Raw genomic sequence first — 23,775 nt, 5'->3', positions numbered from 1 at the left:
GGGCGTGACAAATTGCCACAGCACCGGGTGCACGAACCGTGCCAACCGCCAGACTTGGCACCAAGGCCGCCCCTAGCCCGCAGGGGAAATTCCAAAAACGCACCCAAATGGCACGCACCGTGTGCGCAACAGCTTTGCGCGCACGGCACATGCACGCATTTCGTGCCACCCGCCCTCATCAACGCCCCATAGTCGGGCATAAGCGCCGCTGATTCAAGAGGCGGGCCGCCAACGCACAATGCGGCTGTTGTTACAACAATGGGGGGAGCCCGCCATGGCAATTGCCACCGTCCAGAGCCGCGCACTGCAAGGTCTAGATGCCACGCCCGTGACGGTCGAGGTGCATCTGGCCAACGGCCTGCCAAGCTTCACCCTGGTGGGGCTCGCCGATGTCGAGGTCAAGGAGGCGCGCGAGCGGGTGCGCAGCGCGCTGCAGAACGCCGGGCTGGAGTTCCCGCACAACAAGCGCATCACGGTCAACCTGGCGCCGGCCGACCTGCCCAAGGATTCGGGCCGCTTCGACCTGCCGATTGCGCTGGGCATCCTGGCCGCCAGTGGGCAAGTGGACGCCGCAAAGCTGGCGGGCTGGGAGTTTGCCGGCGAGCTGTCGCTGTCGGGCGAGCTGCGCCCGGTGCGCGGCGCGCTGGCCATGGCATTGGCCACGCGGCGCAGCGCCAACGTGGCGCCGCGGCTGGTGCTGCCCTTTGAGAGCGCAGAAGAAGCCGCGCTGGTGCCTGGCCGCGAGGTCTATGGTGCGCGCCACCTGCTCGACGTGGTGCAGCGCTTTCAGCCCGCGCCGCCGGCCGATGCCCCCGCAGCATCCGACGGCTGGGCCCGCGTGCAGCCAGCGCCGGTGCCAGAAGGCGCGCCCTACCCCGACCTGGCCGACGTCAAGGGCCAGGCCGGCGCCCGCCGCGCACTGGAGATCGCCGCGGCCGGCCAGCACAGCCTGCTGATGGTCGGGCCGCCGGGCTCGGGCAAGTCCATGCTGGCGCAGCGCTTTGCTGGCCTGCTGCCGGCCATGACATTGGATGAATCGCTGGAGAGCGCGGCCATCGCCAGCCTGGCCGGCCGCTTCCTGCCCGAGCACTGGGGCCGCCGGCCTACGGGCAGCCCGCACCACTCTGCCAGCGCGGTGGCGCTGGTAGGTGGCGGTTCACCCCCAAGGCCGGGCGAGATATCGCTGGCCCACCATGGCGTGCTGTTTTTGGATGAGCTGCCGGAATTCCCACGCGCTGCACTGGAGGCGCTGCGCGAGCCGCTGGAGACCGGCCAGATCACCATCGCACGGGCCGCGCGGCGGGCTGAATTCCCGGCGCGCTTCCAGCTGATCGCGGCGATGAATCCCTGCCCTTGCGGCTACCTGGGTTCGCCGCTGCGGGGCTGCCGCTGCTCGCCCGAGCAGGTGGCGCGCTACCAGGGGCGGCTGTCCGGCCCACTGCTGGACCGCATCGACCTGCATGTGGAAGTGCCCGCGCTGCCACCGGAACAGCTACTGCAAGCCGGTGCCGCCGAGGCCACCGAAGCGGTGCGTTCGCGTGCCGCTGCCGCACGCGAGCGCGCCGTGGTGCGCCAGGGCATGCCCAACCAGGCGCTGCAAGGCCAGGCGATCGACACCCACGCCGCACCGGACGAGGGCGCGCGCCAGTTCCTGCAGAAGGCCGCCGCGCGGCTGGGCTGGTCGGCGCGCAGCACGCACCGCACGCTGAAGGTGGCGCGCACCATTGCGGACCTGGCCGCCGCCGATACGGTGCAGGCCGCGCATGTGGCCGAGGCCATGCAGTACCGGCGCGCGCTGCACGCCCACTGAACATGCCCTATGGGCGCGGCTGGGCCCCCATCAGGAACATGTCGACGGCCCGGCTGACCACTTGCTGGATCTCGGCGGGCTCCAGTGGCGGCGGGTTTTGCTGGTACAGGCGCGGAGTGACCTCGGCCGTCAGCAGCGCCGTGAACTGCATGCCGGTGATGCGTGGATCGGTCTGGTGCAGCTCGCCACGCTCCATGGCTGCGGCCATCAGCTTGGTCAGTGCGGCGACGGACTGGCTTGGCCCCGCGTCATGGAATAGCTGGCCCACGTTGGAGCGGCCCGCTTCCGCCAGGATCATGCTGTGGATGGCGATGGCGCTCCTGTCGTTGGTGAGCACCTGCAGCATGCGCTCGCCAAAACGCACCAGCGTCGGCCTGAGCGCGCATTGCCCCTCGATGTCCTGCAGGACATCCTGGGTGGCATCGGCCAGGTGATCGGTGGCAAAGGCCTGCACCACCGCGACCAGCAAAGACTCCTTCGACGGGAAATAGCCATACAGCGTGGCCTTGGAGCCGCCCAGGCGCTTGGCCAGCTCGTTCATGGAGGCGGCTTCGTAGCCCACTTCCTCGAACAGCGTGGCCGCCGCCTCGACGATCTGATCGCGCCGCTCTTGGGTTCTAACCCTCATCTTGATCTCCTTAATTGAACAGCATCGTACGCTTTACTTGACAGCGCAATATCCGCCCCATACATTAACCGTACCGTACGGTTTAATTATGAGGTCAACCCCATGTCGCCCATCACCCGAGTACTCGGAAAAGTCTTTCTGCCGCTCTGCGCCGCCGCCCTGGCGGGCTGCGCCAGCACCAGCCCGGTGCCCTACTCCCAGCTCGCGTCTGCCTCGCAGCTGCGGCCCAATCCGCAGGACAGCTCCGGCCGCACGCCGTACAGCTCGCCCAAGCAGGCAGACTGGCGCAACTACTCGAGCGCCATACTGGACCCGGTGGTGATCTACAACGGGCCGGACAGCCAGTTCGAAGATATCTCCGAGCCCGACAAGGCCGACCTGGCCGGCTATATGCAGACCCAGATCGCGCAGAAGCTGCGGCCGCGCTTCAGCCTCGTGCGTACGCCGGCGCCCAACACCCTGCGCATCCACGTGACGCTGACCGGCGCCAAGACCACCACCCGTGGGCTCAGCACCTTCACCCGCTTCGACCTGGGCGGCGGCCCCTACAACATCGTGCAGAGCATTCGCGGCAAGGAAGGCACCTTCACCGGCAATGTGAGCTATGCGGTGGAAATCTTCGACGCCACCAGCAACGCCCTGCTGGAGGCCTATGTGACCAAGCAGTACCCCAATGCGCTGAACGTCGGTGCCACCATGGGCAAGCTCGATGCCTCAAGGACCGGCATCGACAAAGGTACGGACGAGTTGATCGCCCGCTTCAACTGAAGCGGCGCCAGGCCGCGCGAGTCGATCGCGGCCCAATTGCTACATATTAGATAGCTAATAGCCCAGGCCACACCTGGGCTAAAGGCACTTTTTCTTCAAAAAACGGCCGGCGCGCCGCGCCCTGCCGCCCGCACCAAGTTCGCCGCCCCTGGCTTGACCGCTTGCGCCAAGTTGGACCATTTGGCCAAAAGTTGGCCGGGGAGCGCGCGCAAGTCCTTGATTTGCAATGGGGATCAAGCTGGCACGTTGCCTGCTTGGCTACTGGTACACGCCGCGCACAAGCGGCACCCTCCCCGTCCCCCGCACCTTACCGATTGGAGTTTCCATGCCAGAGCCCACAGTGTCCCGGCGCCGCGTTGTCGCGAGCCTGGCGGTCGGAATCGCAATGCCGCTGATCAGCGCCCGCGTCTGGGCCGCCAGCGGCAAGCCCAAGGTGGCGGGCGTGCATGCCTCGCCGGTCGAGAACGCCTGGAACTCGCGCCTGCACGAGGCGCTGAAGCAGGCGGCGCAAGAGGGCAAGATCGACTACGTCTTCTCTGAATCCGTCTCCAACACCGACTACCCGCGCGTGCTGCGCGAATACGCCGAGGCCGGCGCCGTGCTGATCGTGGGCGAGAGCTACGGCGCCGAGCGCGACGCCCGCGCCGTGGCCAAGGACTACCCCAAGGTCAACTTCCTGATGGGCTCCAGCGGCGGCCCGCAGGGCAGCAACTTTGGCACCTTTGGCACCTGGAACCACGAGGCCGCCTACCTGAGCGGCCTGCTGGCCGGCCACATGACCAAGACCGGCAAGCTGGGTGCCGTGGGCGGCTTCCCGATCCCCGAGGTCAACCGCCTGATCAACGCGTTTCGCCTGGGCGCCTCCGAGGTCAAGACCGGCCTGGTGTTCCAGAGCGGCTTCATCAACACCTGGTTCGATCCACCGAAGGCGCAAGAGTCTGCGTTGGCGCAGATCGACGGCGGCTGCGACATCCTGTTTGGCGAGCGCATAGGCACGGCCGACGGCGCCAAGATGCGCGGCAAGCTGGCCATTGGCTCCTTGCTCGACTACATGCCGCGCTACCCGGGCACCGTGTTTGCCAATGCGATGTGGTACTTCCGCCCCACGCTGGACGCGGCGCTGGCCGACACCGCCGCCGGCAAGCCCGTGGGCAAGGACTACAGCGCCTTCAGCATGATGGCGCAGGGCGGCAATGACCTGAGCTACGACAAGAAGCTGATCCCCGCGCCCGCGTTGGAGCAGGTGCTGGCCAAGCGCGCGGCCATCAAGGCCGGCAGCTTCAAGGTGCCGGTCAACGACGTGAAGCCCGCCTGATCCATGCCATTTGCAGAAGCGGAATACGCCAGCGCGGATGCCACCGCACTGGCGCAGGCGCTAGCGCGCGGCGAAGTCAGCGCGCAGGCACTGCTCAGCATGGCCTGCGAACGCGCGCAGCGCCTGCAGCCAGCGCTGGGCGCCATCAGCCAGTTTGCCGAGCCCCTGGGGCGGGCGGCGATTGAGCAACTGCCGAAGGACGCGCCCTTTGCCGGCGTGCCGCTGGTAGTCAAGGACCTGGGCGCGCCGCTGGCCGGCCTGCCCATGCTGGCCGGCTCGCGCGCGCTGCGACAAGCCGCGCCCGCTGCGGTGGATGGCGAGCTGATCGCACGCCTGCGCGCCGCCGGCTTTGTGCCCTTTGCCAAAACCACGGTGCCGGAATTTGGTCTGAACCTGGCGAGCGAGCCATTGGTGGGCCCGGCCTGCCGCAACCCCTGGGCACCGGCCTTCAGCGCGGGGGGATCTTCTGGCGGCGCGGCAGCGGCTGTCGCGGCCGGCATCGTGCCGGTGGCGCACGCCACGGATGCGGGCGGCTCGATCCGCATCCCGGCTGCCGCTTGCGGCGTGGTCGGCCTGCGACCCGGGCGCGGCGCCATTCCGCGCGGGCCGGATTACGGCAATGTGTTTGGCAACCTGGCCTCTGAATTTGTGATTACGCGCAGCGTGCGTGACAGCGCGGCGGTGTGGCGCTGGGTGACGCGCAGCGCAGTGCCTGCGCCGCTGAAAGCTCTGCGCATTGGCCTGCTGCTGGAAGCGCCCCAAGGCGTGGCGGTGGATGCTGAATGGCGCGCCGCCGCCAACAGCGCAGCAGCCTTGCTGGAGTCGGCCGGCCATGCCGTGCAACCGCTGCCAGCAGCGCGCCTGCAAGCGGTTTGCGCAGACGCAGCCAGCGCCTTTGCCACCTATGCCTGCCGCAGCGCCGCCGCCGCAGTCGAATGGCTGGCGCCAGCACCGCAAGACCTGGAGCCCATCACCTGGGCGGCGGCCCGGCGCGGCGCGGCACTAAGCGCTGGCCAGCACCACTTGGCCGAAGTAGCAGTGGCGCGCGCCACCGACAACATGGCCGCCTTGTTCGATGACATCGACATCCTGCTGACCCCCGCCCTGGCCCGCGCGCTGCCCGCCATCGGCACGCTGCGCACCGACGGCGATGACCTGGACCAGCACCTGGCGCAGTTCGATCACTACGCGCCGTTTGCGGCGCTGGCCAATGCATCGGGCTGCCCCGCCCTCTCTGTGCCGCACGGGCGCGACGCGCAGGGCCGACCGCTGGCGATACAGATGGTGGCGGCGATCGGGCAAGAGCCCGCCTTGCTGGCACTGGCGCAGTTGCTGGAAACAGCGCATCCGTGGCCGCTGGTGGCAAACGTATGAGCACCCCCGCCCTGGTACTGCAAGGCATCACCAAGCGCTTTGGCGACAACTTCGCCAACCGCGACATCTCGCTGCAACTGGGCACGGGCGAGGTGCTGGGCCTGCTGGGCGAGAACGGTGCTGGCAAGACCACGCTCATCAACATCCTGTTTGGCCACTACGTGGCCGACAGCGGCACGGTGCAGGCCTTTGGCCAAGCCCTGCCGCCCGGCTCGCCGCGCGCGGCGATTGCAGCCGGCATAGGCCTGGTGCACCAGCACTTCACGCTGGCGCCCAACCTCACGGTGCTGGACAACGTGATGGCCGGCACCGAATCCCTCTGGCGGCCGGCCACCGCGCGCCGTGCCGCGCGCGAGGCGCTGCGCGCGCTGGGCCAGCAGTTTGGCCTGGGCGTGGACCCGGATGCGCGCGTGGCCAGTCTGTCGGTGGGCGAGCGGCAGCGGGTGGAGATTTTGAAATCGCTCTACCGCAAGGCGCGCGTGCTGGTGCTGGACGAGCCCACCGCGGTGCTGACGCCGCAAGAGTCGCTGACGCTGTTCGACACGCTCAAGCGCATGGCGCAGCACGGGCTGTCTGTGATCCTGATCAGCCACAAACTCGACGAGGTGCTGCGCGTGGCCGACCGCGTGGCCATCCTGCGCGCTGGCGAGCTGGTGGCCGAGCGCGCCGCCAGCAGCATGGACCGCGCCAGCCTGGCCGAGCTGATGGTGGGCCGCCGCGTGCAGCGCCCCGCGCGCCAGGCGCTGGCCGCCGGCGCGCCGGTGTTTGAGATGGCCGACGTGGGCCTGCACGACAAGCGCGGCCAGGCACTGCTGGAACATGCGCAACTGCTGGTGCCGGCACGCCAGATCGTGGCCCTGGTAGGCGTGGCCGGCAACGGCCAGCGCGCGGTGATCGACCTGGCCTGCGGCCTGGCCGTGCCGGGCAGCGGCCAGCTTGCGCTGCACGGCCGCCCGGTGCGGCGCGCGCGTGCCAAAGGCCTGCACGCAGCCGGCGTTGCCCGCATCCCGGAAGACCGCCATGAAGAAGGCGTGGTGGGCGAGCTGCGCCTGTGGGAAAACGCCATCCTGGAAGACCTGGACGACCCGCGCTTTGTGCGCTGGGGCTGGCTGCGGCGCCGTGCGGCGCGGCGGCAGACGGCGGCGCTGATACGCGACTTTGACATCCGCTGCGCCGGGCCAGAGCAGCGCACCCGGCTGCTGTCTGGCGGCAATATGCAAAAACTGATCATCGGCCGCGGCCTGGTGGCCGAGCCGAGCTTTATCGTCGCCTGCCAGCCCACGCGCGGGCTTGACGAAGGCGCGGTGGCCGAGGTGCACGCCCGGCTGCTGGAGGCTCGCGGGCGCGGCGCCGGCGTGCTGCTGGTGACCGAAGACCTGGACGAGGCGCTTGGCCTGGCAGACCAGATCGTGGTGATCCAGCGCGGCCGCCTGTCAGCCCCCATGGCCGCGCCCTACGACCTGCAGCGCATCGGCCTGATGATGCTGGGCGAGACGAAAGAGCCCCATGCGCATTGAACGCCGTGAGCGCGTGCCGGCTGCGCTGTTGCTGGCCGGCGGCGTGGGCGCCTGCCTGTTGCTGCTGGTGCTGGGCTCGCTGCTGATCCACAGCGCCGGCGCGCCAGTGGCCGCCAGTTGGCTGGCGCTGTTGAAGGGCGCGTTTGGCTCGCGCCTGGCGATCAGCGAAGTGCTGACGCGCAGCACGCCCCTGATCCTGACCGGCCTGGCCTGCGCCGTGGCGTTTCGCGCGCAGCTGTGGAACATCGGCGCCGAAGGCCAGCTGTATGCCGGCGCGCTGATGGTCGCGGCCCTGGGCAGCGGCGCGCTGAGCCTGCCGGCCTGGCTGCTGCTGCCCACGCTGCTGCTGGCCGGCGCCGCCGCCGGTGGCGCCTATCTGCTGGGGCCGGCACTGCTCAAGCGCTTTCTGAACGTGGACGACGTGGTCACCACGCTGCTGCTGAACTTTGTCATGGCGCTGCTGGTGTCGCTGCTGATCCAGGGGCCCATGCACGACCCGCTGTCCATGGGCTGGCCGCAGACCGCGCCACTGATTGACGACGGCATGCTGCCCCGGCTGATAGTGCAAAGCCGCCTGCATGCTGGGCTGCTGATCGCGCTGGCCTGCGCGCTGCTGGTGGCGCTGGTAGAGGCGCGCTCGTCCTTCGGGCTGCAGCGCCGCGCGGTGGGGTTGAACGCTAAGGCCGCGCGCTTTGCCGGCATATCCACCACCCGCATCGCCATCTGGACGGCGCTGTGGTCAGGCGGCCTGGCCGGGCTGGCGGGCGCGGTCGAGGTCATGGGCCTGCGCGGCTATGTCACCGGTGACCTGTCGCCCGGCTTTGGCTATACCGGCGTGATCATCGCCATGCTGGCCCGCCTGCACCCGGGCGCCGTGCCGCTGGCGGCCTTTGTGGTGGCCGCCGTGTTTGTGGGCGCCGACGCCATGGGCCGCGCCTTCAACGTGCCGAGCTATATCGCCGATGTGATGGTGGCGCTGTCGCTGTTCGTGATGCTGGGCACCTCCTTCCTGCTTGGCTACCGGGTCAAGAAATGAGCGAAGCCTTAAGCATCCTGCTGACCACCGCCCTGTGGGCCGCGGTGCTGCGCATTGCCACGCCACTCATCTTTGCCATGCTGGGCGAGCTGATCTGCGAGCGCGCCGGCATCGTCAACCTGGGCATCGAAGGCATCATGACCGTGGGCGCGCTCACCGCCTGGTACTGCGTCTACGCCGGCCACGGCCTGTGGACGGCCTGGCTGATCGCCGCGCTGGTGGGCGCCTTGTGCGGCCTGTTCCACGGCGTGTTCTCCATCACCATGGCGCAGTCGCAGCACGTGACCGGGCTGGGCGTGACCTTGCTGGCAACCGGGCTGGCGTCCTTTGTCTACCGCATTGCCGTGCCGGGCAAGGCCACGCCGCCCACCATCACCGCCTTTGCCCCGCTCGACCTGCCGTGGCTGGGCCACCCGCTGCTGGCCGCCACCGCCCCGACCTACCTGGCGCTGGCCCTGGTGGCGCTGGTGGCCTATGTGCTTTGGTACACGCCGCTGGGGCTGGCGATAAGACTGGTGGGCGAGCACCCGCAGGGCGCGCAGGCGCAGGGCATCAACGTGGTGGCCGTGCGCTACGGCTGCCTGGCCGTGGGCAGCGCGCTGATGGCGCTGGGCGGCGCGTTTTTGACGACGGCGGCCTTCAACAGCTTTGTCATCAACATGGTGCAGGGGCGCGGCTGGATGGCGCTGGCGCTGGTGGTGTTTGGCGCCTGGCGGCCCGGCCTGGCATTGCTGGGCGCCCTGCTCTACGCCGGCTTTGACGCTTACCAGTTGCGCCTGCAGACACTGTTCCCCGGCATCCCGTACCAGATCTTTTTGATGGCGCCCTACTTGCTGGCGATTGCCGCCATGGTGCCCATGGCACGCAAGGCGATTGGGCCGCAGGCGCTGATGGTGCCTTTCGTGAAGGGCGAGCGCTAGTGTCGCGTCAAGCATGATCTGCCGGTGTGCGCTTGCCCTCGCCGCGCATCGCTGCGTTGCAGCCCTTGCCCAGGCGTAAAGCCTGGGCTGCGGCCCGCGCCTTGCGCTGCACGCCGATGCCTTCGCACCCATCCGTCACCTCACGCTTGACGCGACACTAGCCTCACGCCGTTCGCCCTGAGCCGGTCGAAGGGCTGGTCGATATGCGCCAAGGCTTCGACAAGCCCATCCCGAACGGGAGCGCCCCCTGGCACTAACCCGCCGCCAGCAGCGCGGCGCTGTCCGCCACTTCATCCGCCGGGCCGCTGCGCTGCGCATCGATCTGCTCAGCCAGGTAGAGCGCGTCGCGGGCGATGCCCGAGAAGCGGCCTGATCCCCAGGTGTGCAGCCAGGGCAGGCCCAGGAAGTACAGGCCAGGCTGCGCGGTAACGCCGCGCGTATGGGCCGGCTGGCCGCGGCCATTGAAGACCGGCAGGTCGACCCAGCCAAAGTCCGGCTGAAAGCCTATGCACCAGACGACGGCGGCAATGCCGGCCGCCGTCAGCGGCAGCGTCGTGGGCTCTGCTGCGGGCTGCCATACCGGCGTGTAGACGCCACCCGCGGGCGCGTTGATGCCTTGCTTCTCGATGAATTTGTCGATCGAGGCATTGATGCGGTTGTAGACCTGGTCGGCCTCGTCCAGCGCGCTGCGCAGCGTGGGGGCAAAGCGCAGTTGATCGCCCTCCAGCGCATCGAGCCGGCCATAGAGCTGCATGCCTTCGGCGGCGAAGCGGCGCAGGTCGATGTCGCGCCCGCCATCGCGGCCGGTGACGTAGTGGTTGGTGTTGTCGCGCACGCCTTCGCGCAGCGGGTGCTCGTGCACCGGCATGTCGTAGTAGCCCATGTCGGCCAGCCAGTCGACCACGTCGCGGCCACGGTAGAAGCGTGCGCAGCGCGGCGCGTCGCCCACTGCCAGATGCACCTGGCGGCCGGCCAGGTGCAGGTCTTCGGCGATCTGCGCGCCGGACTGGCCCGAGCCCACCACCAGCACCGGCCCGGGCGGCAGCGCCTGCGGGTTGCGGTATTGCTCGGAATGCAGTTGCACGATCTGCGCCGGCAGCCGCTCGGCCAGGCGCGGCACGATGGGCAGGTGGTAGCCGCCCGAGGCAGCCACCACCACGTCGGCGGTGCAGTCGCCCTCGGAGGTCTGCACCAGAAAGCCGCCGCCGGCGCGCGCAGCCACGCGGCGTACCGACACGCCCTCGCGCAGCGGCGGGCTGGCATGCTGCAGGAAGCCGGCCAGCCAATCGTTGATCTCGTCCTTCTTCATGAAGCCGTGCGGGTCGCTGCCACGGTAGTCCCAGCCGGGCAGGCGGCACTGCCAGTTGGGCGTGACCAGGCAGAAGTTGTCCCAACGCCGGGTTTGCCAGGTGTGCAGCGCGCGGTGCTTTTCCAGCACGACATGCTCGATGCCGCGCTGTTGCAGGTAGCAGCTCAGCGACAGGCCGGCCTGGCCGCCGCCGACGATGACGACGCTGTGATGGGGAAGGGTCATGGGGATCTCCGAAAGCTTGGGGGAAAACATCAGTCGCCAAAGTCCAGCACCTGCACGCGGGCGCCGGGCTGGCCGTGGAAGCGTGCGGCATGGGTCTCGATATCGGTCAACTGATCCGTCGCGCGCGAGCAGGCAAAACCAAACTTGGCCGCTACGCGGTCCGACGCGATCTGCGTCGCCTCGCGTATGCGCAGCAAAAAATCCGGCAGCGGCCAGTCGCTGCCCTCGGGGAAGCTGTCGCGTATCACCAGCGAGGGCGAGTAGCAGCGGGTTTCGCTCAGGTCGGGCCAGCGCAAGGTGTAGTGCATGGCGGGCATGGGGGAGGGCTCCGGGTCAGGCGGTTATGCCTAGGTGTTGGTGATAAAGATCGGCATGACGCTCCGCGCTAGCCGTCCAGGAGAAGTCACGGCAGACCTGCGGCTGTGCAAAAGGCGGCAGAGCCACGGCCTGCCGCAAGGCATCGGCAATCGAGGCCGTATCGAACGGATCGGCCCAGCACACGGGTGCGCCGTCCAGGTATTCGGTGAAGGGCGCCATGTGCGAGACGGCCACCGGCGTGCCGCTGGCCAGCGCCTCCAGCACCACCAGGCCAAAGCCTTCGCGCAGCGAGGGCAGGGCCAGCACGTCGGCCAGGCGCATCAGCGCGGGCATGTCTTCGTCGGGCACGGCGCCGGTCAGCACCAGGTCCTGGCCCGGCCCCACGGCCAGGCCGCTGGCGGCAAGCGCAGCCTGGAAGGCCTGCTGGTAGCTGCCGTGGTCCAGCAGGCTGACGCCGCCGGCAATGACCAGTTGCGCGCTGGGCCATTGCCGGCGCAGGCGCACAAAGGCCTCCAGCAGGCGCAGCGTGTTTTTGCGCTCTTCGATGCCGCCCACGGCCAGCACCAGCGGCGCGCCGGGGCGCAGGCCCAGCCGACGTGCGGTGCGGGCGTCTGCCGGCTCGGGCCGGGGCTGGAAGCGTTGCAGGTCCACGCCGTTGGCGACCAGCTCGGCCGGCACGCCCTCTTGCTGGCGCAGGATGGACTGCCACAGGCGGCTTACGCACAGCACCTGCTGCGCGGCACAAAAACCGCGCTGCTGCCAGGCGGCCAGGCGCTCGTCGTCGAAGCGGTCCAGGTGGTGCACGGTGCGCACAAAGCCCGGCACCGCGCCCGTCATTTGCAGATCAGCCAGCGCATTGGCGCTGATGCTGTCTTGCGCGTGGAAGATGTCGAACCAGCGATGGCGCAGCAGCTCCGCACTGTGCGCGACGATGCCGGCGATGCGCGTGGCCACCATCTCTGCCACGTCGGCCGACGCTGCGGGCACGGGCACCAGCTCCAGAGCGCACTGCGGCGTGCGGAACAGGCGCTGGCCGGGCGCCACCGGCGCCAGCACGGTGACCTTGTGGCCGGCGCGGTGCAGCGCATCGGCCAGCTCCAGCGTGTGGACGACGCCGCCGCGCGGGTTCACCGAATGGGTGAACAAGGCCACGCGCAGCGGGCGCGCAGGGGCCGCCGCACGCTCAGGCATGAACCGCCTCGCCTGCAGTGATGAAGGGCGTGGCGGCCCAGTCCCACAGCGTGGCGCTGGCGCCGCGCCATTGCAGCGCCAGCGCACTGCCGGCCGTGACCGTGCCCACCGCCGCGCAGGCAATGCCGCGGCCTTCGAAGCGCGCCTGCACCTGCGCCGCATGCTGTGGCCGCACGCTCAGCACAAAGCCGTAGCTGGGGAAGGCGCAGAGCCAGCGCAGCAGCTCGGCATCGGTCTGCAGCGCGGCGGGCCGGGGGATAGCGGCTATGTCGATCTGCGCGCCCACGCGCGAGCATTCGAGCAGCATCAGCGCGGTGCCTACGGCGCCGGCCATGCTGATGTCTTTGGCGGCGTCGCACAGGCCGTCTTCGGCCAAGGCCGGCAGCAGCTCAAGGTCGGCACGCAAGCGGCTGGCGGGCGCACTGGTGGAGGCGTTCCAGTAGGGATAGGGCTCTTCATAGGCGCCGCGCAGGTCGACCGCCATCAGCAGTTGGTCGCCCGGCTGTGCGTCAAAGCTGGTGAGCAGGCGCTCGGCCCGGCCCAGGATGGCCACCGCCAGTTGGCCGCGCAGCGCGCGGTGGTTGCTGTGGCCGCCGACGATGGGCACGCCATAGCGCTGCGAGGCCGCCGCCATGCCGGCCAGCAGATCGGTGGCAGGGTCCAGGCCCTGGCTCCAGAGCGCATCGACCACGGCGATCGGGCGCCCGCCCATGGCGTAGATGTCGCTCACGTTGACCATCACGCTGCAGTAGCCGGCAAACCAGGGCATGCGCGCGATGAAGTCTTCCACCAGCCCCTCGATGGCAAACAGCAGGTAGCCGCCGCCCTGCTCTGGCGGCAGCGCAATGGCGGCGCAGTCGTCTCCCACCGCAATCGCCTGCGTGCCGGCGACCTGGTGGCGCGCCAAGAGTTGCATGACATCGCCAATGTCTTGCTTGTGCGCAAAGCCGCGGCTGGCGCGCAGTGCGTCGGCCAATGTGCTTACGTCTGTCATGTCCGGCCTCCTGCATGCGCGGCCAGGCCCGCAATCGGGTCATGGCAGGGCGGGTAGAAATCCAGGTCCGCCTGCATGCGCATGTGCGGGCGGCCATGCAGTGTTTCTTCGCCCAGCGGCTGCCAGTGCAGGCGCTGGAACAGCGGCACGTTCTGCTGCTGCACATGGGCCAGGAAGCGCCGGCTGCCGCAGGCATGCGCGCTGCGCACGGCCAGCGCGATCAACGTCGAGGCCAGCCGCGCCTGCAGCCGAAACGACGGGTGCACCGCCAGCCGCGAGCCCCACCAGCATCCGGCCTCTTCTGCATCGGCATGGATGCGCACCGTGCCCACCACCTGGTCCGGCATGCCGGCCACGCAGGACAACGCCACCAGCGGCTGCGCATGCGCATCGATGGCGTCGCGGTCATCGCCGGGGAAGATGCCCTGCTCGACGCAGAACACGGCACGGCGCAGGCGCTGGGCCTGCTCGCGCTCCCAGTCGGCGCTGGCCCACTTGATGCGGAATTCGCAGGGCATGAAGGCCAGCGGCAGATCGCAGAAGCGTTCGGCTACGGGCGGCGCGGCAAGGGTGGTGGACATGCTCAGCTTTCGTAGACCGACAAGGTGGAGCAGGCGCCGCATTTGCCGCAGCCGGCCTTGATGTCGCCCGAGCGCAGGCCGGCGGCCGCCACCATGGCGCCCAGCGGCTGCAGCAGGCCGCGCATGAAGTCGGCCGAGGGCGCGGGGTGGCTCTCCAGCGGCGTGCCGCTGATGGGCACGAAGGGCACGACAAAGGGGTAGACGCCCAGCGCCAGCAGCTGCTCGCTGATCTGCAGAATGGCCTCGCGCGTGTCGCCCAGGCCGGCCAGGATGTAGGTGCTGACCTGGCCACGGCCAAACACGCGCACCGCTGCCTCAAAAGCCGCCATGTAGCGCGACAGCGGCACGCTGGCCTTGCCCGGCATGATGCGCGCGCGCACCTCGGGCGTGACTGCCTCCAGGTGCATGCCCAGGGTGTCTATGCCTGCCGCCTGCATGCGGCCAAACCAGCGGTCGTCGTCGGGCGGCTCGCACTGGCCCTGGATGGGGATGTTGACCGCCGCCTTGATGGCAAAGGCGCTCTCGCACAGGATGGCAGCGCCGCGATCGGTGGCGTTGGGCGTGCCGGTGGTCAGCACCATGTGCTTGACGCCATCCAGCAGCACTGCGGCGCGCGCCACCTCGGCCAGTTGCTCGGGCGTTTTGCGCGCAATGGTGCGGCCGGCCGCAAGCGACTGGCCTATGGCGCAGAACTGGCAGGTCTTCTTGCGGCTCTCGTAGCGTATACAGGTCTGCAGCACGGTGGTGGCCAGCACATCCGAGCCATGCAGCGTGGCGATGTGCGAATAGGGCACGCCCTCCAGCGTCTGCATGGCGTAGAAGCGCGGCTGCTTGGGGAATTCAATACGTGCGATCGGGATGCTGCCGCGCAGGATGGTGCTGCGCCCCAGCGCATCGGGCGGCTGCGCCACGTAGGGCGAATTCCACGCGCTGGCGGTGTGCACCGGGACCATGATGGTGTGGCCGTCCACCGTCACCGCCTTGTGGTCGGACGGCCCCGCGCCGCCACGGCGGCTGGCCGCGCCGGCGCCGGTATCAAGCAGCCGCAGGCCGGAGGATTGCAACTCGGTCATCAGCTGCCGGCTGGAGAGGGCCTCTGACTGCGATGGTGGCTGCGGCAGTGCGGTCGTCGTGGTGGTGCTCATGGTCGTGGCTCCTGGGGGATTCGGATGCGGGCAGCGCTTGCGGCATGGGCATGCTGGTGGCGGCTGGCCGCTCGTTGACGGCGAGCGACAGCAGCTCGGGCCGGGCGTAGTGGCCGACCGAATCCATCATGCGTTTGCGCTTGGTGATGAGGGCCATGTCGAGGTCGGCGATGACCATGCCTTCGCCTTCGGTCAGCGGCGGCGCCAGGTGCTTGCCCTCGGGCGAAATGATGGCCGTGTGGCAGCCGCCGCGCAGGGCCTTCTGCAAGGCCGGGTCGGGCGTGACCGAGGCGATCTGCGCGTCGCTCAGCCAGCCCGTGGCGTTGACCACAAAGCAGCCGGACTCCAGCGCGTGATGGCGGATGGTGACCTCCATCTGCTCGGCAAATATCGGCCCGACCAGTGAGCCGGGGAACTGCGCGCAGTGGATCTCTTCGTGCTGGGTCATCAGCCGATAGCGCGCCAGCGGGTTGTAGTGCTCCCAGCAGGCCAGCGCGCCGACGCGGCCCACGCGCGTATCCACCACCTGGATGCCGGCGGCATCGCCCTGGCCCCAGATCATTCGCTCGTGGTAGGTGGGCGTGATCTTGCGGCGCTTCTGCACCAGCGTGCCATCGGCGTCAAACACCAGTTGCGTGTTGTAGAGGCTGCCGTGGTCGCGCTCGTTCACGCCCAGCACCACCACCATGCCGCGTGCCCTGGCGCGCTCGCCCACCGCAGCGGTCACCGGGCCCGGCACCTGTACCGCGCGCTCGTACAGCCGCAGATGCGGCGCGCCTTGCAGCACCGGCGGCAGCACGAACGAGAAGTACGGGTAATAGGGCACGAAGGTCTCGGGGAAGACCGCGATCTGCGCGCCCTGCGCGGCCGCGCGGTCGATGGCCTCGCACACCTTGTTCAAGGTGCCGTCGGGGTCGTCGAAATCAGGTGCGATCTGGATCGCAGCGGCGCGCACGGTTCTCATAGCGTCCAGGTGTCGAGGATGACGGCGCCGGCCTTCTTGTGCAGCAGCACCAGGTCCAGCACATCGAGCGGGTTGATCGGCGTGATGCCCGGGATCAGCGCGCCCTCGCCATGGCCATACAGCGCCTGCAGCGCGAAGCGGCAGGCGTAGACCTTGCCGCCTTCGGCCATGAACTTGGTGATCTGGTTGTTGAAGTTCTGGTGGCCGGGAAAGGCCTCGTCGCCCAGCGTGGGGAAACCGCGCTGCACGCCCAGCGTCACGCCCGGGCCGTAGAGCAGCACCGAGGTGTCGTAGCCCTTGCGCTTCAGGCGCGTGGCCTGCAGCAGGTTGACGAAGCCGATCGAGCCCTCGAAGGCCACGGTGTGGAAGGTGACCAGCGCCTTCTCGCCGGGGTCGGCCTTGACGTCTTCGAACACCTTTTGTTCGTAGTCGACAAGGACGTCGCCTTTCTGGTTCGCGGGCTTGGTGACTTGGGGCATGGTGCAACTCCGTGTGGTGGTGAATGGCGTGCGGCGCGCTGGCCGTCACGCCAACTGCAGTGCATGCGATATGCCGGGCGCGCGGCCATTCGCGCGATCAAGCTGCGATCAAGCAGCACCGGCGCGTGCTGGCGGCTGATTTACCGTGTCACAGGCCGGGCCAGCCAGACAGCGGCCGCACCATCAAGATGCCCGCAGGATGCGATCAATGCACCCGATAAATCGCTTTCTGCGCACCAGGGCCATGCACGGGTCGGGCACGCTTTCTGCACGCACCATGGCACCCGAATGCGATCAATGGATGCAATCAAGCCATGAACAAGATCACCGCCCAATGGGGCCAGCGCCTGCAGGCCAGCCCCAAGCCGGCCTACCTGCTGCTGGCCGACCTGATCGCCGAGGACGTGCGCACCGGCCGCCTGGCCACGCGCGACCGCCTGCCCACGCTGCGCGATCTGGCCGGCGACCTGGGCCTGAACTACACAACCGTGGCGCGCGGCTATGCCGAGGCGCGCAAGCGCGGGCTGATCGACTCGCACGCCGGCCTGGGCACCTATGTGCGCGGCGGCAACCCGGCCCTGCCGCTGCGCGGCGGCAGCGGCGCCGAGATGACCATGAACCTGCCGCCCGAGCCGCAAGACGCCCGCTTGCTGGCCGGCATGCGCGAGAGCGCGGCGCGCCTGCTGGCCAACACCGACCCGTACGAGCTGATGCGCTACCAGGACTTTGGCGGCACCCCGCGCGACCGCGAGGCCGCCATGCGCTGGCTGGCGCGCACCCTGCCGGCGGCGCAGGCGCAGCAGGCCGACCGGGTGCTGGTCTGCCCCGGCATCCACGGCGTGCTGACCGCGCTGTTCTCGCTATTGGCGCGGCCGGGCGAGCTGGTCTGCGTAGAGGCGCTGACCTACCCCGGCATCAAGGCCATCGCCGCGCAGTTGGGCATACAGCTGCACGCGCTGCCGCTGGACGACGAGGGGCCTGACCCGGATGTGTTCGAGCACGCCTGCCGCACCCTGGCGCCCAAGGCGCTGTACTGCAACCCGACCCTGCTCAACCCCACCACCGCCACGGTCAGCCGCGCGCGGCGCGAGGCGCTGGCCGACATCGCGCTGCGCTACAGCATCCCCATCATCGAAGACGACGCCTACGGCATGCTGCCGCGGCAAACGCCGCAGTCACTGAGCGCACTCGCGCCCGGGCTTACCTACTACGTCACCGGCTTGTCGAAATGCCTGGGCGCGGGCCTGCGCACCGCCTATGTCCACGCGCCGCATGCGCGCGCCGCGCAGCGGCTGGCCGGCGCCATGCGCGCCACCACGGTGATGGCATCGCCCGTGACCAATGCGCTGGCCACCACCTGGATAGAAGACGGCACGGCAGACGCCATGCTGGCCGCCGTGCGCGCTGAATCCATGGCGCGCCAGGCGCTGGCCGCGCGCCACCTGGCCGGCCACCCGGTGCTGGCCCAGCCCGAGGGTTTTCATTTGTGGCTGCCGCTGGCCTCCGCCTGGAGCATGGTCGAATTTGCGCTCTACCTGCGCACCCAGGGCGCAGGCGTGGTCGCCAGCGCCGCCTTCTCCACCGACGGCAACCCGCCCGACGCAGTACGCATCTGCCTGGGCGGCCCCAGCAGCCGCGCCGACTGCGAACGGATGCTGCGCCTGATCGCCGACACGCTGGAGCACCCGCACCATCCGCATTCGACGGTGTAGTTGTTACTATTAATTTAATAGCTGATAGCCGGTGTGTTTACTGAATTTCATGAACATAAGTACCTGAAACCCAGTAAACACCAGGGGAAGGCGCTATATTTTTATTTCTGGCCGCAGACGCCGTACTGGCTATTTCTTGCGAAACGCGAACCACGCAGCCACCGCCGTAAAGCTGGCGACGATGGCAATCACGATCCAGAAACCATGGGGGTGCTCGGCCAGCGGAATGCCGCCCACGTTCATGCCAAACAGCCCGGCCAGGATGTTGATCGGCAGGGCCAGCACCGTTACCACCGTCAGCACGAACAGGCTGCGGTTGTTGTCCTCGTTCACGCCAGCGGCTATTTCTTCCTGCAGCAGCTTGATGCGCTCTTGCAGCGCAGACATGTCGCGCAGCACCACCGAGAACTCCTCGCTCGATTCGCGCAGGCCCTGCACGCCCTCTTCGTCCAGCCAGTCGGGCGGATGTTGCAGCAGGCGGAACAGCGCCGCCGGCTCGGGCGCCAGCAGGCGCTGCAGGCGCACCAGCAGCCGGCGCAGCACGCCCAGCTTGGCGCGCTTGAAGACCAGGCGGCCAGCCAGCAGCTCGTCCTCGATCTGGTCGATGCGCTGGGTGACGCCGCGCACGATCTCCACCAGCACGTCGGCCTGCGCGCGCAGCAGGCGCTCCAGCAGCTCGGCGCTGGACTGCAGCGCCTCGCCGCCTTTGGTGGCCAGGCGCAGTTGATCGACGGCGCGCAGCGGCCGGTGCCGCGCCGTCACCACCAGGTGCTGCTCCACGCTGACCCAGAGCGTGGACAGGTCGGATGGCTCAAACGAAAAGTCGAAATGCACGTCATTGACCACCGCCACCAGCGCGTCGTCGGCGCGCTCGATGCGGGTGGAATGCAGGCCGTCGCGCAGGGCTTCGTAGAAGGTGTCTGACAGATCCGCGTGGCGCTGCAGCCAGCGCTCTGCCGCGGCGTGGGCCAGGTTGAAGTGCAGCCAGACAAAGCTGGCGTCGCCGTGGCCGGCAGGCACAGGGCCGCCACCGGGTGCGGGCCGCGCGCGGGCGGCGAGCCATTCAGCGGCCGCAGCCGAGTCGATCTCCTGCACCGGCGCACCGGGCGCGAAGCGAAAGCCGCAGATCAGCCCGGCGCTGTCTGCGCCGTAGACGGGGGCCGAAGGGTCGGCAGGAGGAAGAGAGACAGGGGGCACGGTGGCAGCACGAGGCAACCGCACATCGTGCGACACACGGATGACAAAACGGTGACAGCCGCATGGCGGCTGCGTGGCGTCAGCGCTGCAGCGTAAAGGTCAGCGGCACTTCGCGCCAGCTGCCTGCGGGCGCCGGAGCTGCCGCGGTTGGCAAGAACCGCCATTGCCGCACGCAATCGATCGCCGCAGCGTCCAGCAGGGGAAAGCCGCTGGACTGCAGCAGTTCGACCTGCGCGGCCTGCCCGCCCGGCCCCACCTGTACCCGCATCAGCACCCGGCCCTGTTCGCCCCTGCGCCGGGACTCTGCAGGGTAGAACGGCGCGACGGATTCGATGCCGGTCACCGGGTCGAAGTGGCGCTGGGCCGAGGCCTGAGCGGCGGCAGGCCCGGCGGGCGGCGTGGCGGCACATCCGCCCAGCAGCGCGGCCAGCGCCAAGGCGCCGAGTGCGGCCCAAGAAGCTGACGGGTTCACGGAGATTTTCATGATGGATTCTTGGTCAGGTATTCAGGTGTCGGCCGGGCCGCCGCGCTGCGCACGGTCGGCCTCGGCCTGGCGCCGGATGTCGCGCAGCATGAACAGGTAGAGGCTCTCGACCTTCTCGCGCGCCCAGGGCGTCTTGCGCAGAAACTTGAGGCTGGAGCCCACGCTGGGGTCGAAGGTAAAGCAGCGGATCGGGATCTGCTGGCCCAGCTCGTCCCAGCCGTAGTGGTCGGCGAGCGCGGTGACGATGGCTTCGAGCGTCAGCCCGTGCAAGGGGTTGTGGCGCTGTTGAGGTGGCGGTGGCGGTGGCGGATGCTGCATGGGGGGATTTTCGCTCGGCGCGGGATAGCGGTCGAAGCGCCGGCTGTTTCCGCCGCAGCCAAACCCCTGCGCGGTGCAGGGCCTGTGTAGCCGAGGCGACAGCAGCGGCCATGCCGATTTTCAAGAATGGCCTGGCTCACGCATCACAACAACGGAGACAAGCGCCATGACCCCTACGCCCACCCGCGGCATTGCCCGCCGCCGCATGCTCGGCGCCCTGCCGGCGCTGCTTGCCGCGCCCTGGGCCGGCGCCCAGACGGCCGCAACCGCAGCGCCCTTCCCCAGCCGGCCGCTGCGCATCGTCGTGCCCTACCCAGCCGGCGGCGCCACCGACATCCTGGCCCGGGTGCTGGCCGAGAAAATCGCGCCGCGCCTGGGCCAGCCGGTGGTGGTCGACAACAAGCCCGGCGCCTCCGCCATCCTGGGTACCGACACGGTGGCCAAGGCCGTACCCGACGGCCATACCGTGGTGCTGACGCTCAGCCAGTCGCTGCTGACCAACATCTACCTGTACGACAAGCTGCCCTACGACCCGCGCCGCGACCTGGTCATGGTCACCCAGATCGCGATGGGCCCGGTGCTGCTGGTGGTGCACCCAAACGTGCCGGCAAACACCGGCCCCGAGCTGCTGGCCTACGTGAAGGCGAACAAGGGCAAGCTGAGCTACGGCTCCTGGGGCGTGGGCGCCTACCCGCATCTGGCCGGCGCGCACATGAGCGTGGCCCAGCAGGCCGACATGACCCACATCGCCTACAAGGGCGAGGCGCCGATGATGCAAGACCTGGTCGCCGGCCAGATCCCGATGGCCTATGCCAGCGTGCTGCAGGCCAGGCCCTACATCGAGGCCGGCCGCATCAAGGCCATTGGCGCGACCGGCGAGCGCCGCCTGTCGACCATGCCGCAGGTGCCCACGCTGGCCGAACAGGGCCTGACCGACCCGGCCTACCGCCTGACCGGCTGGCTGGCCCTGGCCGCCCCCGCCGCCACCCCGGCCCCGGTGGTGCAGCGCTGGGCCGACGAAGTCCGCCTGGCCAGCGAGCAGCCCGACGTGGCGGCGCGCATCGCCGCCATGGGCTTCGAGCGCCGCGCCAACACGCCGCAGCAGTTTGCCGCGGCCTACCAGGCCGAGCTGCCGGTGTGGGAACAGCTGGTGCGGCAGTCGGGCGCCAAGCTCGAATAGGCGCGGCGCGGCCTGTCACACGCCTGCCACATGCAGGCGGCAGCATCGCGTTTTTGCGCCTGCGGTGACCCCATGACCTTCTCCCCCGCCACTGACCTGCATGCCGACGTGCTGCGCCGCTTCGAGGCCGACCTGATGGACGGCTTTGACGAAGAGCTGGAGCTGGAGATGGACGACCGCAGCTTCGCCCCCGGCAACGAAGCGGCCAGCGACGCCGACGCGCTGGCGCGCCGCAGCTACTTCCGCGAGCTGTTCCGGCTGCAGGGCGAGCTGGTCAAGCTGCAGGACTGGGTGCAGCACACCGGCCAGAAGGTGGTGGTGCTGTTCGAGGGCCGCGACGCTGCCGGCAAGGGCGGCGTCATCAAGCGCATCACGCAACGCCTCAACCCGCGCATCTGCCGCGTGGCGGCGCTGCCCGCGCCCAACGACCGCGAGCGCACGCAGTGGTACTTCCAGCGCTATGTGTCGCACCTGCCGGCCGGCGGCGAGATCGTGCTGTTTGACCGCAGCTGGTACAACCGCGCCGGCGTCGAGCGCGTGATGGGCTTTTGCACCGATGCCGAGTACGAGGAATTCTTTCGCAGCGTGCCCGACTTCGAGCGCATGCTGATGCGCTCCGGCATCGTGCTGCTGAAGTACTGGTTCTCCATCACCGACGAAGAGCAGCACCTGCGCTTCCTCGGCCGCATCCATGACCCGCTCAAGCAGTGGAAGCTGAGCCCCATGGACCTGGAGTCACGCCGACTGTGGGAGGAATACACCCGCGCCAAGGAAACCATGCTGGAGCGCACCCACACGCCCGACTCGCCCTGGTGGGTGGTGCAGGCGGTGGACAAGAAGAAGGCGCGCCTCAACTGCATCTCGCACCTGCTGGCGCAGTTGCCCTACCGCGAGACCGAGCACCCCACGGTGGAGTTGCCCACGCGGGTGCGCCATGCGGACTATCTGCGCCGGCCCGTCCCTGCCGAGATGTACGTACCCGAGCTTTATTGAATACCCTCAGGCTTCGCGTCTTCGCCTTCCCCCTTCGAGGGGGCACATCCTGCGGCCCGGCGGAGCCGGTTCCCCGGATGTCTGCGCTTGGCCTGCTCCGCGGCCTTTTGATTCTCTGTGGATCCAAAGCTGCCGGCGATGCGATCACCCAATCCGCGCCAGGGCTTGCTGCAGATCCGCCAACAGATCAGCGATGGCCTCCAGCCCCACATGCAGCCGCACCACGGGACCACGCCCGTCCCAGGAGCTGAGCGTGCGCACCGCCGCCATCTGCACCGGCAGCACCAGGCTCTCGAAGCCGCCCCAGGAATGGCCCAGGCCAAACAACTGCAGCGCATCGACGAAGGCATGCACCTGCGCCTCCGTCACCGAAGGCCGCAGCTCAATGGACAGCAGGCCGTTGGCGCCCTTGCAGTCGCGCAGCCACAGCGCATGGCCGGGGTCATCCGGCAGCGCGGGGTGGAACACAGTGCGCACCTGTGGCTGGCGCTGCAGCCACTGCGCGACTTCCAGCGCGCCGGTCTGCTGGTATTGCAGGCGCACGGCCAGCGTGCGCATGCCGCGCAGGGCCAGGTAGGCATCGTCCGCGCTGACCGAATGGCCCAGCAGGTCGGCCATGGCCGCCAGCGCCGGCCAGGCGCGCTCGCCTGCCACGGCCACGCCCAGCATGGCGTCTGAATGGCCGACCAGGTACTTGGTGCCGGCAATGACGGACACGTCCGCCCCCAGCGCCAGCGGGTGGTAGAGCAGGCCCGAACCCCAGGTGCTGTCCACCGCCACGATGGCCTCGCCCGCCTGGCGCACCATGCTCAGCAAGGCGGGCAGGTCGCACATTTCGTAGAGCAGCGAGCCGGGCGACTCGACCCAGACCAGGCGTGTGTTGCCGCGCAGCTTGGCGGCAAGGTCCGACAGGTCTGGCCGGAAATACTCGACCGTCACGCCCATGCCGGCAAAGTACTGCGCGCAGAGCTTGCGCACCGGCTCATAGCAGGAGTCGATCACCAGCACGTGATCGCCCGGCCGCAGGTAGGCCAGGAAGGTGCAGGCGATGGCGGCCAGGCCCGAGCCAAACAGGCGCGTGCGGTGGCCGCCTTCCAGCGCGGTCAGCACATCTTCCAGCGCATGCGTGGTGGAGGTGCCCTTGCGGCCATAGACCAGCGGGCGCTCACCCGCGGCGTAGGCCGCCAGCGCACCCTGCAGGGTGGCCACCGAATCAAAGATGACGGTGCTGGTGCGGGCCACCACGGGGTTGACCGTGACGGTCGCCCCCTGCGGCCGGCCCGCGTGCGTGAGCAGCGTGGCGGGATTCATGGCGAC

General features: G+C 69.1%; 24 protein-coding genes. 10 read left to right on the top strand and 14 right to left on the bottom strand.

What is annotated here, in order from left to right:
- Positions 1 to 274: 274 nt before the first annotated feature.
- A complete protein-coding gene (locus AAFF27_02365) occupies positions 275 to 1,810 on the top strand; it encodes a YifB family Mg chelatase-like AAA ATPase (protein XAH24055.1) in 1,536 nt (511 codons plus the stop codon).
- A gap of 7 nt (positions 1,811 to 1,817) precedes the next feature.
- Here the strand turns inward: AAFF27_02365 and AAFF27_02360 are convergent, their stop codons facing one another.
- Entirely contained in the window at positions 1,818 to 2,438 is a 621-nt protein-coding gene (locus tag AAFF27_02360; protein XAH24054.1) for a TetR/AcrR family transcriptional regulator, read from the bottom strand.
- 102 nt (positions 2,439 to 2,540) lie between these two features.
- On the opposite strand from AAFF27_02360, the gene AAFF27_02355 reads away from it, so the two are divergent.
- The 6 genes from AAFF27_02355 (at position 2,541) to AAFF27_02330 (ending at position 9,368) form a co-directional block, all read left to right on the top strand.
- Positions 2,541 to 3,206: a DUF3313 domain-containing protein gene (locus tag AAFF27_02355; protein XAH24053.1), complete on the top strand. Its 666-nt coding sequence runs from the start codon at positions 2,541 to 2,543 to the stop codon at positions 3,204 to 3,206.
- A gap of 325 nt (positions 3,207 to 3,531) precedes the next feature.
- The gene (locus tag AAFF27_02350; GenBank protein XAH24052.1) at positions 3,532 to 4,521 is read left to right on the top strand and encodes a BMP family protein; all 990 of its coding nucleotides are present in this window, start codon (positions 3,532 to 3,534) and stop codon (positions 4,519 to 4,521) included.
- 3 nt (positions 4,522 to 4,524) lie between these two features.
- Entirely contained in the window at positions 4,525 to 5,895 is a 1,371-nt protein-coding gene (locus AAFF27_02345; GenBank protein ID XAH24051.1) for an amidase family protein, read from the top strand.
- Positions 5,892 to 7,412, top strand: coding sequence for an ABC transporter ATP-binding protein (locus tag AAFF27_02340; GenBank protein XAH24050.1), 1,521 nt, complete (start codon positions 5,892 to 5,894; stop codon positions 7,410 to 7,412). Before AAFF27_02345 ends, AAFF27_02340 begins: the two co-directional genes overlap by 4 nt.
- A complete protein-coding gene (locus AAFF27_02335) occupies positions 7,402 to 8,448 on the top strand; it encodes an ABC transporter permease (GenBank protein ID XAH24049.1) in 1,047 nt (348 codons plus the stop codon). Before AAFF27_02340 ends, AAFF27_02335 begins: the two co-directional genes overlap by 11 nt.
- The gene (locus AAFF27_02330; protein ID XAH24048.1) at positions 8,445 to 9,368 is read left to right on the top strand and encodes an ABC transporter permease; all 924 of its coding nucleotides are present in this window, start codon (positions 8,445 to 8,447) and stop codon (positions 9,366 to 9,368) included. The genes AAFF27_02335 and AAFF27_02330 overlap by 4 nt, the downstream gene beginning before the upstream one ends.
- 7 nt (positions 9,369 to 9,375) lie before the next feature.
- Here the strand turns inward: AAFF27_02330 and AAFF27_02325 are convergent, their stop codons facing one another.
- The 9 genes from AAFF27_02325 to AAFF27_02285 all read right to left on the bottom strand — a co-directional run bounded on the left by AAFF27_02325 (position 9,376) and on the right by AAFF27_02285 (position 16,574).
- Positions 9,376 to 9,507, bottom strand: a complete 132-nt coding sequence (locus AAFF27_02325; GenBank protein ID XAH24047.1) for a hypothetical protein — start codon at positions 9,505 to 9,507, stop codon at positions 9,376 to 9,378.
- 114 nt (positions 9,508 to 9,621) lie between these two features.
- The gene (locus tag AAFF27_02320; GenBank protein ID XAH24046.1) at positions 9,622 to 10,902 is read right to left on the bottom strand and encodes an MSMEG_0569 family flavin-dependent oxidoreductase; all 1,281 of its coding nucleotides are present in this window, start codon (positions 10,900 to 10,902) and stop codon (positions 9,622 to 9,624) included.
- A gap of 29 nt (positions 10,903 to 10,931) precedes the next feature.
- Positions 10,932 to 11,219 (bottom strand): MSMEG_0570 family nitrogen starvation response protein, encoded by a 288-nt coding sequence (locus tag AAFF27_02315; protein ID XAH24045.1) that lies wholly within the window; start codon positions 11,217 to 11,219, stop codon positions 10,932 to 10,934.
- Positions 11,220 to 11,235: 16 nt separating this feature from the next.
- Positions 11,236 to 12,411 (bottom strand): MSMEG_0565 family glycosyltransferase, encoded by a 1,176-nt coding sequence (locus tag AAFF27_02310; GenBank protein ID XAH24044.1) that lies wholly within the window; start codon positions 12,409 to 12,411, stop codon positions 11,236 to 11,238.
- Entirely contained in the window at positions 12,404 to 13,405 is a 1,002-nt protein-coding gene (locus AAFF27_02305; GenBank protein ID XAH24043.1) for a sll0787 family AIR synthase-like protein, read from the bottom strand. Before AAFF27_02305 ends, AAFF27_02310 begins: the two co-directional genes overlap by 8 nt.
- Positions 13,402 to 13,986 (bottom strand): MSMEG_0567/Sll0786 family nitrogen starvation N-acetyltransferase, encoded by a 585-nt coding sequence (locus tag AAFF27_02300; protein ID XAH24042.1) that lies wholly within the window; start codon positions 13,984 to 13,986, stop codon positions 13,402 to 13,404. The genes AAFF27_02305 and AAFF27_02300 overlap by 4 nt, the downstream gene beginning before the upstream one ends.
- Before the next feature lie 2 nt (positions 13,987 to 13,988).
- The gene (locus AAFF27_02295; GenBank protein ID XAH26364.1) at positions 13,989 to 15,059 is read right to left on the bottom strand and encodes an MSMEG_0568 family radical SAM protein; all 1,071 of its coding nucleotides are present in this window, start codon (positions 15,057 to 15,059) and stop codon (positions 13,989 to 13,991) included.
- On the bottom strand, positions 15,022 to 16,095 hold the full coding sequence (locus AAFF27_02290; protein ID XAH24041.1) for a Nit6803 family nitrilase: 1,074 nt from the start codon (positions 16,093 to 16,095) through the stop codon (positions 15,022 to 15,024). The genes AAFF27_02295 and AAFF27_02290 overlap by 38 nt, the downstream gene beginning before the upstream one ends.
- Positions 16,092 to 16,574 (bottom strand): MSMEG_0572/Sll0783 family nitrogen starvation response protein, encoded by a 483-nt coding sequence (locus AAFF27_02285; GenBank protein XAH24040.1) that lies wholly within the window; start codon positions 16,572 to 16,574, stop codon positions 16,092 to 16,094. The genes AAFF27_02290 and AAFF27_02285 overlap by 4 nt, the downstream gene beginning before the upstream one ends.
- Before the next feature lie 314 nt (positions 16,575 to 16,888).
- Here AAFF27_02285 and AAFF27_02280 point away from each other — a divergent pair, with 314 nt between their 5' ends.
- Entirely contained in the window at positions 16,889 to 18,286 is a 1,398-nt protein-coding gene (locus tag AAFF27_02280; GenBank protein XAH24039.1) for a PLP-dependent aminotransferase family protein, read from the top strand.
- Positions 18,287 to 18,415: 129 nt separating this feature from the next.
- Here the strand turns inward: AAFF27_02280 and AAFF27_02275 are convergent, their stop codons facing one another.
- The 3 genes from AAFF27_02275 to AAFF27_02265 form a co-directional block, all read right to left on the bottom strand.
- On the bottom strand, positions 18,416 to 19,483 hold the full coding sequence (locus AAFF27_02275) for a transporter (GenBank protein XAH24038.1): 1,068 nt from the start codon (positions 19,481 to 19,483) through the stop codon (positions 18,416 to 18,418).
- Positions 19,484 to 19,562: 79 nt separating this feature from the next.
- On the bottom strand, positions 19,563 to 19,967 hold the full coding sequence (locus AAFF27_02270; protein XAH24037.1) for an energy transducer TonB: 405 nt from the start codon (positions 19,965 to 19,967) through the stop codon (positions 19,563 to 19,565).
- 21 nt (positions 19,968 to 19,988) lie between these two features.
- Positions 19,989 to 20,285: a VF530 family protein gene (locus AAFF27_02265; protein XAH24036.1), complete on the bottom strand. Its 297-nt coding sequence runs from the start codon at positions 20,283 to 20,285 to the stop codon at positions 19,989 to 19,991.
- A 166-nt stretch (positions 20,286 to 20,451) separates the two neighbouring features.
- Between AAFF27_02265 and AAFF27_02260 the strand changes: the two genes are divergently transcribed.
- Entirely contained in the window at positions 20,452 to 21,465 is a 1,014-nt protein-coding gene (locus AAFF27_02260; GenBank protein XAH24035.1) for a tripartite tricarboxylate transporter substrate-binding protein, read from the top strand.
- Between the two features lie 72 nt (positions 21,466 to 21,537).
- Positions 21,538 to 22,458: a polyphosphate kinase 2 gene (ppk2, locus tag AAFF27_02255; GenBank protein XAH24034.1), complete on the top strand. Its 921-nt coding sequence runs from the start codon at positions 21,538 to 21,540 to the stop codon at positions 22,456 to 22,458.
- A gap of 144 nt (positions 22,459 to 22,602) precedes the next feature.
- Here the strand turns inward: ppk2 and metC are convergent, their stop codons facing one another.
- A complete protein-coding gene (gene metC / locus AAFF27_02250) occupies positions 22,603 to 23,769 on the bottom strand; it encodes a cystathionine beta-lyase (protein ID XAH24033.1) in 1,167 nt (388 codons plus the stop codon).
- Positions 23,770 to 23,775: the final 6 nt, after the last annotated feature.

It is taken from the genome of Xylophilus sp. GW821-FHT01B05 (assembly GCA_038961845.1).
GTDB lineage: Bacteria > Pseudomonadota > Gammaproteobacteria > Burkholderiales > Burkholderiaceae_C > Xylophilus.
The sequence above is the reverse complement of the archived record's forward strand: the minus strand, read 5'-3'. Positions and strand labels throughout refer to the sequence as shown.

What these genes read in the sequence shown, in the direction of transcription:
- AAFF27_02365 (XAH24055.1), top strand. Translation starts at nt 275, where the DNA reads ATGGCAATTGCCACCGTCCAGAGCCGCGCACTGCAAGGTCTAGATGCC.
- AAFF27_02360 (XAH24054.1), bottom strand. Translation starts at nt 2,438, where the DNA reads ATGAGGGTTAGAACCCAAGAGCGGCGCGATCAGATCGTCGAGGCGGCG.
- AAFF27_02355 (XAH24053.1), top strand. Translation starts at nt 2,541, where the DNA reads ATGTCGCCCATCACCCGAGTACTCGGAAAAGTCTTTCTGCCGCTCTGC.
- AAFF27_02350 (XAH24052.1), top strand. Translation starts at nt 3,532, where the DNA reads ATGCCAGAGCCCACAGTGTCCCGGCGCCGCGTTGTCGCGAGCCTGGCG.
- AAFF27_02345 (XAH24051.1), top strand. Translation starts at nt 4,525, where the DNA reads ATGCCATTTGCAGAAGCGGAATACGCCAGCGCGGATGCCACCGCACTG.
- AAFF27_02340 (XAH24050.1), top strand. Translation starts at nt 5,892, where the DNA reads ATGAGCACCCCCGCCCTGGTACTGCAAGGCATCACCAAGCGCTTTGGC.
- AAFF27_02335 (XAH24049.1), top strand. Translation starts at nt 7,402, where the DNA reads ATGCGCATTGAACGCCGTGAGCGCGTGCCGGCTGCGCTGTTGCTGGCC.
- AAFF27_02330 (XAH24048.1), top strand. Translation starts at nt 8,445, where the DNA reads ATGAGCGAAGCCTTAAGCATCCTGCTGACCACCGCCCTGTGGGCCGCG.
- AAFF27_02320 (XAH24046.1), bottom strand. Translation starts at nt 10,902, where the DNA reads ATGACCCTTCCCCATCACAGCGTCGTCATCGTCGGCGGCGGCCAGGCC.
- AAFF27_02315 (XAH24045.1), bottom strand. Translation starts at nt 11,219, where the DNA reads ATGCCCGCCATGCACTACACCTTGCGCTGGCCCGACCTGAGCGAAACC.
- AAFF27_02310 (XAH24044.1), bottom strand. Translation starts at nt 12,411, where the DNA reads ATGCCTGAGCGTGCGGCGGCCCCTGCGCGCCCGCTGCGCGTGGCCTTG.
- AAFF27_02305 (XAH24043.1), bottom strand. Translation starts at nt 13,405, where the DNA reads ATGACAGACGTAAGCACATTGGCCGACGCACTGCGCGCCAGCCGCGGC.
- AAFF27_02300 (XAH24042.1), bottom strand. Translation starts at nt 13,986, where the DNA reads ATGTCCACCACCCTTGCCGCGCCGCCCGTAGCCGAACGCTTCTGCGAT.
- AAFF27_02295 (XAH26364.1), bottom strand. Translation starts at nt 15,059, where the DNA reads ATGACCGAGTTGCAATCCTCCGGCCTGCGGCTGCTTGATACCGGCGCC.
- AAFF27_02290 (XAH24041.1), bottom strand. Translation starts at nt 16,095, where the DNA reads ATGAGAACCGTGCGCGCCGCTGCGATCCAGATCGCACCTGATTTCGAC.
- AAFF27_02285 (XAH24040.1), bottom strand. Translation starts at nt 16,574, where the DNA reads ATGCCCCAAGTCACCAAGCCCGCGAACCAGAAAGGCGACGTCCTTGTC.
- AAFF27_02280 (XAH24039.1), top strand. Translation starts at nt 16,889, where the DNA reads ATGAACAAGATCACCGCCCAATGGGGCCAGCGCCTGCAGGCCAGCCCC.
- AAFF27_02270 (XAH24037.1), bottom strand. Translation starts at nt 19,967, where the DNA reads ATGAAAATCTCCGTGAACCCGTCAGCTTCTTGGGCCGCACTCGGCGCC.
- AAFF27_02265 (XAH24036.1), bottom strand. Translation starts at nt 20,285, where the DNA reads ATGCAGCATCCGCCACCGCCACCGCCACCTCAACAGCGCCACAACCCC.
- AAFF27_02260 (XAH24035.1), top strand. Translation starts at nt 20,452, where the DNA reads ATGACCCCTACGCCCACCCGCGGCATTGCCCGCCGCCGCATGCTCGGC.
- ppk2 (XAH24034.1), top strand. Translation starts at nt 21,538, where the DNA reads ATGACCTTCTCCCCCGCCACTGACCTGCATGCCGACGTGCTGCGCCGC.
- metC (XAH24033.1), bottom strand. Translation starts at nt 23,769, where the DNA reads ATGAATCCCGCCACGCTGCTCACGCACGCGGGCCGGCCGCAGGGGGCG.